The organism is Planctomycetia bacterium (assembly GCA_034440135.1).
In the GTDB taxonomy this organism is placed as follows: domain Bacteria; phylum Planctomycetota; class Planctomycetia; order Pirellulales; family JALHLM01; genus JALHLM01.
Genome location: JAWXBP010000249.1, coordinates 68472 through 79336, shown reverse-complemented (window position 1 = coordinate 79336; position 10865 = coordinate 68472). Strand labels below are relative to the sequence as shown.

Genomic DNA, 10865 nt, shown 5'->3' with positions numbered 1-10865 from the left:
CGCTGGAAGTGATCGAACACTTGCCGCTCGAAGCGATTACGCCGTGGCTCTGCGAAATACTTCGCGCTCTCAAGCCCGGCGGAACGCTCGTGCTCAGCACGCCGAACACGTTTTTTCCGATGGCGTACCTGCGCGACGTCACGCATCAGACGCCGATTTGTTACGACGAGCTCGGGGCGCTCGTCGAAGGAGCTGGGTTCGAAGTGACTCGCATCGTGCGCATTTATCACGACCCGCTGCATCGCAAGCTGCTGCGAAGGTATCTCTTCGGGTGGCTGTTTCGGCTGATCTCAGTCGACTTCGCGCGGCAGATTGTACTCGTCGCGCACAAGCCCTAGATCGCAAGGAGTGCGATTTATTTGCGCTTCATGGCGCGGACGAGGGCTGCGCCCATGTCGGCGGGGCTATCCGCGACTTCGATGCCAGCGTCTTGAAGGGCGGCGACTTTTTCTTTGGCCGTGCCTTTGCCGCCGGAGATGATCGCGCCGGCGTGACCCATGCGGCGGCCCGGCGGCGCGGTGCGGCCAGCGATGAATGCCGCGACCGGCTTGGTGACGTGGGCTTTCACGTACGCGGCGGCCTCTTCTTCAGCGGTGCCGCCGATTTCGCCCATCATCAGGATGGCTTCGGTGGCCGGGTCGGCCTGGTAGAGCTTCAAGAGATCGATGAACGACATCCCGACGATCGGATCGCCGCCGAGGCCCACGCAGGTCGATTGTCCGAGGCCGAGACTGGTCAATTGCCAGACCGCTTCGTAGGTCAACGTGCCCGAGCGGCTCATCACGCCGACCGGGCCCTTTTTGTGAATGTAGCCAGGCATGATGCCGATCTTGCATTCCTCGGGCGTGATCACGCCGGGGCAATTCGGCCCGACGAGGATCGAGTTGCTGCGTTTGATGACCTCGTAAACGCGGACCATATCGAGGACCGGCACGCCCTCGGTGATCGCGATAATCACGCCGATGCCGGCGTCGCACGCTTCCAGTATGGCGTCAGCGGTGAAGGCCGGCGGTACGAAGATCATCGTGGCATTCGCGCCGGTTTCGCGAACCGCCTCGTCAACCGTATCGAAGACCGGGACGCCTTCGACTTGCTCGCCTTTCTTCCCAGGCGTGACGCCGGCGACCATTTTGGTGCCGTATTCCTTGCACCCCTTGGTATGAAACGCGCCCACCTTGCCGGTGATGCCTTGGCAAATGACGCGCGTCTCGCGGTTGATGAGGATGCTCATGGTGGGGAATGTCGAATTTCTAAATCTGAATGACGAATGGGAAAGAGTTTTCAGTTTTCAGTTTTCAGTTTTCAGTTTTCAGTGGAAAGCGAGTTGACAAAAACTGAACACTGAAAACTTCAAACTATGTCGAAACGGACTACGCGCTCACGGAGGCCACCACTTTCTTGGCCGCGTCGGTCAGGCCTTCGGCGCTGATGATCGCGGCGCCGCTTTCGGCCAGGATCTTGCGGCCTTCGGCGACTTCAGTGCCTTCCAGTCGTACGACAAGCGGGACGTTGAAGCCGACCGACTTGTAGGCCGCGACCACCGCGTTGGCGATCGTCGTGCATCGCATGATGCCGCCGAAGATGTTGACCAGCACCGCTTTCACGTTCTTGTCGGAGAGCAGAATGCGGAAGGCCTCGGTGACTTGCGCCTCGTTCGCGCCGCCGCCAACGTCGAGGAAGTTGGCCGGCTCGCCGCCGTGCAGCTTGATGAGATCCATTGTGCTCATCGCCAGTCCGGCCCCGTTGACCAGGCAGCCGATGTTGCCGTCGAGTTTCACGTAGCTGAGGCCGGCGTTGGCGGCCTTGATTTCCAGCGGTTCTTCTTCGTTCAGGTCGCGCAGTTCCAGCAAGTCCTTGTGGCGGAACATCGCGTTGTCGTCGAACGTCATCTTGGCGTCGAGGGCAATGAGCTCGCCGGACTTTGTCACCACTAGCGGATTGATTTCCGCCAGGCTGCAATCGCTTTGCACGAAGAACTTGCACAAGCCCTTCATGAACGACTCGGCCGAGCGGACGCTCGCGCCGGTGATGCCGAGCTTCTCGCAGAGCTTGCGGACCTGATAGCTTTGCAACCCGTAAGCTGGGTCGAAGCGTTCTTTGAAAATCAGCTCCGGGGTCTTCTCGGCGACTTCCTCGATATTGACGCCCCCTTCGCTGGAGACCATCAACACCGGGCCGTACGAGGCGCGATCGACCACGATGCCGAGATACAGTTCGCGGCCGATGTCGCAGCCTTCCTCGACGAGCACCTGGTTGACGATGCGTCCCTCGGGACCGGTCTGAATCGTTACCAATTCCTGGCCGATCAGATTCTTGGCAACCAGCGCGGCTTCGTCGGCGCTCTTTACGAGCTGCACGCCGCGCTGCTTGTCATTGCCCTTGACGGTCCCCTTGCCGCGGCCGCCGGCATGAATCTGCGCCTTGACGACCGCGATCGAACCGCCAAGTTGCTGGTAAGCGGCCTTGGCCTCATCCGGCGTTCGCGCCACAAGGCAGCGCGGCACTGCCACGCCGGCTTTGCGCAGGAGTTCTTTCGCCTGGTATTCGTGAATCTTCATCGCAGGATGCTCGCTTGCGGTGTCAGTGAGGCCGGATTATAGAAGCGACGGAGAAGGGCGGTCAACGGGCGGGAGGGGTAAGGGGAATGACGAATTTCTAAATCGGAATGTCGAATCAAATTTGAAATCCGAATGACGAAAGCTGGGGGATCGCACGAACTCCTTTAGTCATTCGTCATTCAGATTTGATTCGACATTCAGATTTAGAACTTCGTCATTTGCCTGGCAGCACAATTCCCATCCTTCTCATCAACAGCTGCATGTCTTCCCAGACGTCGCGTTTGGCTTCGGGGTTGCGCAACAAGTACGACGGGTGGTAGGTGCAGAGGACCGGGATGCCGCGGTATTGGTGGAACGTTTTGCGGAGCTTGCCGATCGACAGCTCCGAGTTCAACAGCGACTTTGCCGCCACGCCGCCGAGGCAGCAGATGTATTCGGGTTGCAGGAGATCGATCTGCCGCTCGAAAAAACCGCGGCAGTTCAAGACTTCGTCCGGCTCGGGATTGCGGTTTTCCGGCGGGCGACACTTGAGCGTGTTGAGGATATACACGTCCTCGCGGCGCAAGGTGCAGGCCTCGATGATTTTCGTCAACAATTGGCCGGCGCGGCCGACGAACGGAATCCCTTGCTTGTCTTCGTCCGCACCTGGGGCCTCGCCCATGAAGACCAGGCGCGGCGTGATGTTGCCGACGCCGAACACGGTTTGCGTCCGCGTGGCGGCCAACTCCTGGCAGCGCGTGCAACCGGCGACTTCGGTTTGCAGCACCTTGAGTGCGGCGGCGCGACCTTCACGCGACATCGCTGCGCTCACCTCCGCCACGACCGCCGGGGCGGAAGGCGGGGGCTCAGCGGGCGGTGTTGCGGGCAACTTGGACCGTGTCTTTGTCGCCACGCGCGGCAAGTGCGTCACGCCGGCCCGAGCGAGGCTTTCCAACTGTTGCGCGGCCAGGCGGCGAAGCTGAGTGCGATCCGTCATGCCGCCGAGTATAGCGGACACTCGCGATTGGACGAGGCGTCAGCCGCGCCAAAGGGCCAGCCAAAAAACATGGCCCCGGGAACACAGTTCCCGGGGCCATGAGCATTCTGCATTTCCCCAACTCAGTTACTGGCCGCGCGGGGCCTCATGGCAGATTGCGAAACACTTCTTCGGAGTAGGATCGCTCGACGATCCTGCCCATTTCGTCCAAGGTGCGGCGCTGGCCGACGGAATGCCAGGCGCCCACGTCCTTCAATTCCGGCATCATCTCGACCAGCATGTCCGAGAGGTTCTGGGCCATGCGACGGACCGAGGGATCCTTGACCTTCTCGAGGATCGCCCCGACCGTTTTCATGATCCGGACCAAACGCGCTCGGTCCTGCACTGGGCTGGACAGAGGCGCCTCGGAATCGATCAACAATTCCGAGATCGGCACTTCGAGGACCTGCTGCCACTCATAGAGTCGGCTGATCGTCAGGTCCGTGGTTTCTTCTTCTTCATGTCGCAACGTGCGAACGTCGGTGTGCAAGTGTCGGGCGACCTTGCGCAGCGAAACGCCCTGTTGTTTGCGAACGGTGTTGATGCGTTGCCACGCCCGAGGGAGCCGGTGAACCGTCACCTGCGGGCGATGGTCTTGTTCGTAACATCCTGCGTCGTAGTCCGGCATGCTCATGGTGTAGTGCCCTTCTATGTCCGCTGCCCCTTGGCGGAGTCATCGCCGTGCTGGAAATAAAGACTTAGCGAAGCGCAGGCGCATCATGGGCGCACTCACGCCTGGGATCGGATTCGTCTGACAAGCCCCTCGAATAGGATGGGCTTAGAATCAGCAAGATCGCGATTTCGCCGCTTCGCAAGCGCCATTACCCCGAATGCCTATCCCTCACCGATAACAGCACCAAACGGCGCCGTAATCGGAAGTGAGACATCCGCGCTTGCTGTGTCCGGACGCGCAACGGCGTTTCCAAGACACCAGCCTTCAAGGCTTTTTTGACTCCTCAAGCCAGCCTGCCAGGTACAGTCCTCGCGAACCGTGGACCAGCACAGACTTGCCAATTGTGCGTTCGCTTCTTGCCCAAGCCAACGCGGCGGCGGAAAAAGCTGGACCGCTTTTCCATTTGCCTGCAGGCGACCCGGTCGCTCTCCGGTTCGCCCCACGACGATTCATAGTAGACCCACATATAGAGACGGGCAAGAGCCGAGCGCGGATTTTCAGAAATGCGGATTCAGCACGTATTCTGGTAAAGTGTCGTACGTCAGGCTTTCCAGCCTGACTTTTCGTTTCCAAAGCTATTGTGCCAGTCAGGCTGGAAAGCCTGACGTACGGGAGCGCGATGGACGACAACCCTTACGCCAGTCCCAAGACGCATCAGGAATCGCCGATCGACCGGCGGCGAGGCGTGCCGCTTTCCGAGATGAATAGCGCCCAGTGGTTGATCCTGCTCGGCGGCTGGCTCACCGTGTTGGCGGTCATGGCGGTCTCATGCATGATCATGATGTCCGTGTGCGAGCAGATCGAAAGTGCGCTCGGCCCTCGGGGCATGAATCAAGGTGTCCAATGGCTGTACGGCATCGCCATCCTCGGCGTGCCGGTCCTGCTCGGCAAAGCGACGTCCATCATTTACAAGCGGCAGTATGTGCGGATCGCGAACGCGATTTCGCGGCGGAATGGCCAGTCGAACTAGCGATTCGCGACCGCCGCGCGGAACGCCTCGACGAGCGCCGCGGCGAACTCTCGATCATTAATGTGGTGCGGAAGTCTCCTCACCTTACGTGCTGGCGTCTGTTCGATGGCGCTTTCCAACTCGCCGAACAGCGCCTCGTCTGCTTTCGGATCGAAGAACGGTTGTCCGGGCGCGTCAAGCATCGACACGCCGCGTTCTGGAATCAGCAACTGTAGTAGCGCGGTGGAGCGATTCAGTTTATCGGCCATCCACCGGGCGCAGCGGCGGTTTTCGTCCGGCGTCGTGCGCAGCAGGGTGACTTGGGAATTGTGAACGTGCAGGCGCCGGTCACGGAATTGCGGCGGGACGGTCTCCATCGCGCCGAAGTTCACCATGTCCAAGGCCCCGACGCTGAGGACATACGGAACCCGCGCTGCGAGGATCGCCTCGAACCGCGCCGGACCGGCGGGAAACACACCGCCGACGACTTCGTCCGCCACTTCGGTCGTGGTGACATCGATCACGCCGGTGATTAGCCCCTCGGCGACCAGTCGCTCCATCGTCTGACCGCCTGTGCCCGTAGCGTGAAACACCAGGCAATCGTAGCCGTCGGCTTCCAAGGACTGCCGCACCGCCGTGACACACGGCGTGGTGACGCCGAACATGGTCAGGCCGACTGCCGGTCTTGTTGATGTTGGCAACGAAGTCCGCTGCCGCACCATGCCCAGGATCGCCTGTGCCGCGTTAGCGAGGATCGGGCGCGAGACGGTGTTCAAGCCAGCGACATCGACCACGGATGGCATCAGAATTAAATCGCTCTGCCCGATATAAGCGGCCGTGTTGCCGCTGGCCACCGTGGAGACGATTACCTTCGGAAGCCCAATGGGCAAGGCGCGCAGCGCCGGTGCAATGAGGGCCGTACCTCCGCTGCCGCCGAGGCCGATCGCCCCGGACACGCGGCCCGCCTCGTGTTCGCATCGCAGGAACTGCGCCAGCGATTCGCTCATCGCCGCCACGGCCTGGCCGCGATCCTGCTGTTCGAGCACATACGACGCGCCGCGGGGGTGCATTGCGGCGACCGTCTCGCGAGTCACGTCCGCAGGATATGCCCCGCCGCCGGTGGTACTGACATCCACCGTTACGCACGTTCCGCCGCCGGCTCGCAGGAGCGTCACGACGTATGCCAACTCGTCGCCTTTCGTATCCATGGTGGCAATGGCGTAAATATCGGGCGGCATAGGTCGCATTCCCGTCGACCGGTGTTCAATAAAGCTTCGGCTCACGTCGAATACGCGGCTGGGCGTCAGAATAGGGCTCTCACGGGCCGACAACCAGCCTCGGGGAGAACCTAATCCGCCAAACCATGGCGTGAACCGCCGAGTTAGCGCAAAATGCGCATTGCACTTGCGAGAACGCGCAATTTTCTCCGGTGCGTGGTATGCTATTTCCAGAGCGGTCAGTGCCTCCATGTACCGCTCGAAAGCACAGCGTTGAAGTGAAGTTATGAGCACGGAGTTAAAACGCGTCGCGATCCTGATCGAGACCTCCACGACCTGGGGCGCGGAGATGGTCGCCGGGATCGCCGAGTACGCCCGGCAACACGGCAAGTGGTCGATCTTCGTCGAGCCGCGAGGGCGACACGAGCGGCTGCGAATGCCGCGCGATTGGCACGGCGATGGGATTATCGCCCGCGTGACGCATCCGTTGTTGGGAGAAGACGTTAAGTCCGCTGGTTTGCCGGCCGTCAATGTCTCCTGGATCCGGCTCCGCGATTTTGAGATTCCCCAGGTCACCGCCGACGAAGCCGCGGTCGGCCGCCTGGCCGCCCAGCATTTTCTCGACCGCGGCTTTCGCAACTTCGCTTATTTCGGTCCCGATCCCCGCCATGGCTACGAGGACCGCTTGGGCCCCACGTTCGAAGGGGCGATCGCGCAGGCTGGTGGAAATTGTCATGTCTATCAGGCCCGACGCAGTTCAGGCAATCGCGTCGGCTGGTTGGCCGAAATCTCGGATCTGATCCCCTGGCTTCGCAGCCTTCCGAAACCAGCGGCGCTGCTGACGTGGAACGACATTCGCGCCCGCCAGGTGACGGAAGCCTGCCGGGAATCGGGGTTGAGCGTGCCGGAGGATGTCGCTGTCCTTGGCGGCGAATACGACGCCTTGACCAGCGAGGTGTCGATCCCGCCGCTTTCCAGCATTGACCACAATCCGCGGCGCGTTGGCTACGAAGCCGCCCATTTGCTGGCACGAATGATGGAAGGCGAGGCGGCGCCCAGCGAACCTGTCCTGGTGCCGTTGCGCGGCGTAATTCAGCGCCAATCGACCAATACGCTGGCGATTGAAGATCGTCCGTTGGCCGAGGCGCTCCAATTCATCCGCACGAATCTGCACCGGCCGATCGGCGTCGGCGATGTCGTCGAGGCAACATCGCTCTCCCGGCGTCTGCTGGAACAACGCTTCCAGAAGGCCATCGGCCGTTCGCCCGCCGCGGAGATTCGTCGGGTGCGGATCGAGCGCGCCAAGCAGTTGCTCAGCGATACCCGGCTTTCCGTCTCACAAGTGGCATTGGCGTCCGGCTTCAACTTCGTGGAAGCCATGAACGTCGTCTTTCGACGCGAAGTCGGCGTCACGCCAACGCAATATCGCCGCCAAACCAGCGCGTCGTCGCTCAAGCACGACGCCGTCAGCCTGCCCAGCTCCACGGCCGCGCGCGTCTAGGTCCGCACGGCTCCCCCTCGCGTGCTCGCGACGTTCGGGTAAAACAACGGCGAAGCGCCTGGATTTCGCCCGACATTTGCCGAGGACGCCGCGATGGACATGCACGATTTGACGCGTGAATTGAAGCAATCGAACAACTCGAAAATCGTCATGCTCGTGGCCGACGGCTTGGGCGGGCTGCCCCTGGAAGCTGGCGGCAAGACGGAGTTGGAAACCGCCGCGACGCCGAATCTGGACGCCTTGGCGCGGCGCGGCGTCAGTGGGCTGAGCATTCCGGTGAAGCCCGGAATCACGCCCGGCAGCGGGCCCGGGCACCTGGGATTGTTTGGCTACGATCCATTGCTATACGTGATCGGCCGCGGCGCGTTGGAAGCGACCGGCATTGGTTTCGAGCTGGGCCCAAACGACGTGGCTGCGCGCGGCAACTATTGCACGCTCGACGCGGCCGGCAAAATCAGTGATCGCCGCGCCGGTCGCCCGACCAGCGAAGAGAGCGCCCCGATCGCCCTCAAGTTGCGCGCGATCAAGATTCCGGGCGTGGAGATCTTCGTCGAGCCGGTCAAGGAGCATCGCTTCGTCGTCGTATTTCGCGCGCCAGGACTGGGCGGCAGCGTACGGGATACTGATCCGCAAGCGGTCGGCGTCGCGCCTCTCGCGCCGGTCGGCGACGACGCCGCGAGCAAGAAGACCGCGGAGATCGCCGCTGAATTCATCAAGCAGGCTGGCGCCATCCTCAAGTCAGAACCCAAGATCAATGGCCTGACGCTGCGCGGCTTCGCGGCGCGCCCCGCGTTGCCGACCTACGAGGAAGTTTACGGCCTCCGCGCGGCGGCCGTGGCGGTCTACCCCATGTACAAGGGACTTGCCCGCCTGGTGGGCATGCAGATCGCTGGTCAGGCTCAAACGCTCACGGAGCAAGTGGCGGTGCTTAAGCAACATTGGAACGACTTCGATTTCTTCTTTCTGCATTTCAAATACACCGATTCCACCGGCGAGGATGGCAACTTCCCGGCTAAGGTGAAGCGGATCGAAGAGTTCGACGCGGCAATTCCCGACATCGTCGCACTGGGGCCAACCGTGCTGATCGTCACCGGCGATCACAGCACGCCCAGCTACTTGAAGAGCCACAGTTGGCACCCAGTGCCGACGTTGCTGGTCTCTAATTGCTGCCGCCCAGACGGCTGCACCGGCTTTGGCGAAAGCCAGGCACTGCGCGGAGGATTGGGGCAGTTCGAAGCGAAGTACCTGATGCCGCTGGCATTGTCGAACGCCGGGCGGATGGGGAAATACGGAGCGTAGGCCATCGCTATCTTCAAAGCCGACTCGTTGGAAACACGCCGCCGCACAGCTACAATGGGCGGGCGTTGATCGACCCATGCATTCTCTTCCGCGAGCCCACCATGAAGTTCTCCACCATTGCCCGATTTTCGCTTGTCGCCGCCTGTCTCATCTTTACGTCCGCGGCGAGCGCCGAGCAGCCCTTGAACGCGTTGACTTCCCAGGAAACCTCTGACGGCTGGAAGTTGTTGTTCGACGGCAAGTCGACCGATGGCTGGCGGAATTTCAAGCAAGACAAAATCGGCGAGGGCTGGCAGGTCGTCGACGGGGCATTGACCCGGGCCGCCGAGGGCGCCGGTGATATCCTCACCGACGACGAGTACGAGGCCTTTGAACTGGTGCTCGAATACAAGATCGGCAAGGCCGGCAACAGCGGCCTGATGTATCACGTCAGCGAAGACGAAGACACGCCCTGGATGACCGGTCCGGAAATTCAAGTGCAAGACAACAAGGACGGCCACGATCCCCAAAAGTCAGGCTGGCTTTACCAACTTTATGACGCCGACACCGACGCCACGAAGCCGGCTGGCGAATGGAATGAGCTGCGCGTGCTGATCACGCCGGAGAAGTGCGAACAGCACATGAACGGCGTGAAGTACTGCGAGTACGTCAAGGGCAGCGACGACTGGAACGAGCGCGTCGCCAAGAGCAAGTTCGGCAGCATGCCCAAGTTCGGCAAGCCGACGAAGGGCTACATCGCACTGCAAGACCACGGCGATCCCGTGGCCTATCGCAACATTCGGATCCGTGTGATCGACAAGAAGTAATCGCGAACACGAAGACCTGATATAAACATTGAGGCGATCCGCATGCGGATCGCCTCTTTTCATTGGCCAGCGGAGTCGACGACGATGAACCGGCCGGTTGAGTTGCGAACGCAACGACTCCTGTTGCGACGGTGGCGCAAAGAAGATCGCGACGCCTTCGCGGCGATGTGCGGCGACGAGCGGGTGATGGAGTTCTTGCCTGCGATAGCGACGCGCGCCGAGTCGGACGCGGCGGTCGACCGTGCTGAATCGCATTTCAAGCAGCATGGGTTCGGCTACTGGGCCGTCGAGATTCCCGACGAAGCGAAGTTCATCGGCTTCGTAGGTCTCAGCCGGCCCCGGTTCGAAGCGGCGTTCACGCCGTGTATCGAAATCGGTTGGCGGCTAGCCAGCGCCTATTGGGGGCAAGGCTACGCCACGGAAGCCGCCAGCGTGGCCGTGGTCTTCGGATTCGAGGTGTTGAACCTTCCGGAGATCCTGTCGTTCACTGTGCCGCTGAATCTACGCTCGCGTCGCGTAATGGAGAACATCGGCATGCGCCATGCTCCGGAGGAAGATTTTGAGCATCCCACGCTCCCGGAAGGCCATCCGCTTCGGCGGCACGTACTGTACCGGCTCACGCGCGAGGATTGGGAAGCCGAGCTGACGGGCAGCCACTCCGAAAACGCAAGCGAAGAAGGTTGACGTTTGACCAATTCACGCGGAAAGATGCTGATTTCAGCCCCACCGGGGCGACAGACAATAGCCAGCGGTGCGAACCGCTGGTGAATTCCAGCGAAGACGACCTTGAGCCCCCATGGGGCGACACTCTTTGCAGGGTTGCAGAAAGTCGAACGTGTCGCCCCTC

General features: G+C 61.4%; 11 protein-coding genes. 6 read left to right on the top strand and 5 right to left on the bottom strand.

All coding sequences use genetic code 11. The features are described 5' to 3' along the window. A partial coding sequence (locus SGJ19_15460) for a hypothetical protein (GenBank protein MDZ4781648.1) occupies positions 1-338 on the top strand: 338 nt, incomplete at its 5' end. Between the two features lie 17 nt (positions 339-355). Here SGJ19_15460 and sucD read toward each other — a convergent pair. From sucD to SGJ19_15440, 4 genes are all read right to left on the bottom strand, one after another. Then, positions 356-1231 carry a succinate--CoA ligase subunit alpha gene (gene sucD / locus SGJ19_15455; protein MDZ4781647.1) on the bottom strand — a complete coding sequence of 292 codons (876 nt, stop codon included), beginning with the start codon at positions 1229-1231 and terminating at the stop codon, positions 356-358. A 139-nt stretch (positions 1232-1370) separates the two neighbouring features. After that, complete coding sequence (gene sucC / locus SGJ19_15450) at positions 1371-2558, bottom strand: ADP-forming succinate--CoA ligase subunit beta (protein MDZ4781646.1); 1188 nt, start codon at positions 2556-2558, stop codon at positions 1371-1373. Between the two features lie 214 nt (positions 2559-2772). Further along, entirely contained in the window at positions 2773-3534 is a 762-nt protein-coding gene (locus SGJ19_15445) for a uracil-DNA glycosylase (GenBank protein MDZ4781645.1), read from the bottom strand. A 145-nt stretch (positions 3535-3679) separates the two neighbouring features. After that, entirely contained in the window at positions 3680-4207 is a 528-nt protein-coding gene (locus SGJ19_15440; protein MDZ4781644.1) for a helix-turn-helix transcriptional regulator, read from the bottom strand. A 658-nt stretch (positions 4208-4865) separates the two neighbouring features. Between SGJ19_15440 and SGJ19_15435 the strand changes: the two genes are divergently transcribed. Further along, positions 4866-5216: a hypothetical protein gene (locus SGJ19_15435; GenBank protein ID MDZ4781643.1), complete on the top strand. Its 351-nt coding sequence runs from the start codon at positions 4866-4868 to the stop codon at positions 5214-5216. Here SGJ19_15435 and SGJ19_15430 read toward each other — a convergent pair. Beyond that, complete coding sequence (locus tag SGJ19_15430) at positions 5213-6442, bottom strand: Tm-1-like ATP-binding domain-containing protein (GenBank protein ID MDZ4781642.1); 1230 nt, start codon at positions 6440-6442, stop codon at positions 5213-5215. The genes SGJ19_15435 and SGJ19_15430 overlap by 4 nt on opposite strands. Before the next feature lie 256 nt (positions 6443-6698). Here SGJ19_15430 and SGJ19_15425 point away from each other — a divergent pair, with 256 nt between their 5' ends. The 4 genes from SGJ19_15425 to SGJ19_15410 all read left to right on the top strand — a co-directional run bounded on the left by SGJ19_15425 (position 6699) and on the right by SGJ19_15410 (position 10702). Then, complete coding sequence (locus SGJ19_15425; GenBank protein MDZ4781641.1) at positions 6699-7913, top strand: DNA-binding transcriptional regulator; 1215 nt, start codon at positions 6699-6701, stop codon at positions 7911-7913. A 93-nt stretch (positions 7914-8006) separates the two neighbouring features. Then, positions 8007-9212, top strand: a complete 1206-nt coding sequence (locus SGJ19_15420; GenBank protein MDZ4781640.1) for a 2,3-bisphosphoglycerate-independent phosphoglycerate mutase — start codon at positions 8007-8009, stop codon at positions 9210-9212. Positions 9213-9313: 101 nt separating this feature from the next. Beyond that, a complete protein-coding gene (locus tag SGJ19_15415) occupies positions 9314-10018 on the top strand; it encodes a DUF1080 domain-containing protein (protein ID MDZ4781639.1) in 705 nt (234 codons plus the stop codon). 84 nt (positions 10019-10102) lie between these two features. Further along, positions 10103-10702 carry a GNAT family N-acetyltransferase gene (locus tag SGJ19_15410; protein ID MDZ4781638.1) on the top strand — a complete coding sequence of 200 codons (600 nt, stop codon included), beginning with the start codon at positions 10103-10105 and terminating at the stop codon, positions 10700-10702. Positions 10703-10865: the final 163 nt, after the last annotated feature.

Excerpts from the sequence above, each read along its gene's own strand:
- sucD (MDZ4781647.1), bottom strand. The coding sequence starts at position 1,231 with ATGAGCATCCTCATCAACCGCGAGACGCGCGTCATTTGCCAAGGCATC.
- sucC (MDZ4781646.1), bottom strand. The coding sequence starts at position 2,558 with ATGAAGATTCACGAATACCAGGCGAAAGAACTCCTGCGCAAAGCCGGC.
- SGJ19_15445 (MDZ4781645.1), bottom strand. The coding sequence starts at position 3,534 with ATGACGGATCGCACTCAGCTTCGCCGCCTGGCCGCGCAACAGTTGGAA.
- SGJ19_15440 (MDZ4781644.1), bottom strand. The coding sequence starts at position 4,207 with ATGAGCATGCCGGACTACGACGCAGGATGTTACGAACAAGACCATCGC.
- SGJ19_15435 (MDZ4781643.1), top strand. The coding sequence starts at position 4,866 with ATGGACGACAACCCTTACGCCAGTCCCAAGACGCATCAGGAATCGCCG.
- SGJ19_15430 (MDZ4781642.1), bottom strand. The coding sequence starts at position 6,442 with ATGCGACCTATGCCGCCCGATATTTACGCCATTGCCACCATGGATACG.
- SGJ19_15425 (MDZ4781641.1), top strand. The coding sequence starts at position 6,699 with ATGAGCACGGAGTTAAAACGCGTCGCGATCCTGATCGAGACCTCCACG.
- SGJ19_15420 (MDZ4781640.1), top strand. The coding sequence starts at position 8,007 with ATGGACATGCACGATTTGACGCGTGAATTGAAGCAATCGAACAACTCG.
- SGJ19_15415 (MDZ4781639.1), top strand. The coding sequence starts at position 9,314 with ATGAAGTTCTCCACCATTGCCCGATTTTCGCTTGTCGCCGCCTGTCTC.
- SGJ19_15410 (MDZ4781638.1), top strand. The coding sequence starts at position 10,103 with ATGAACCGGCCGGTTGAGTTGCGAACGCAACGACTCCTGTTGCGACGG.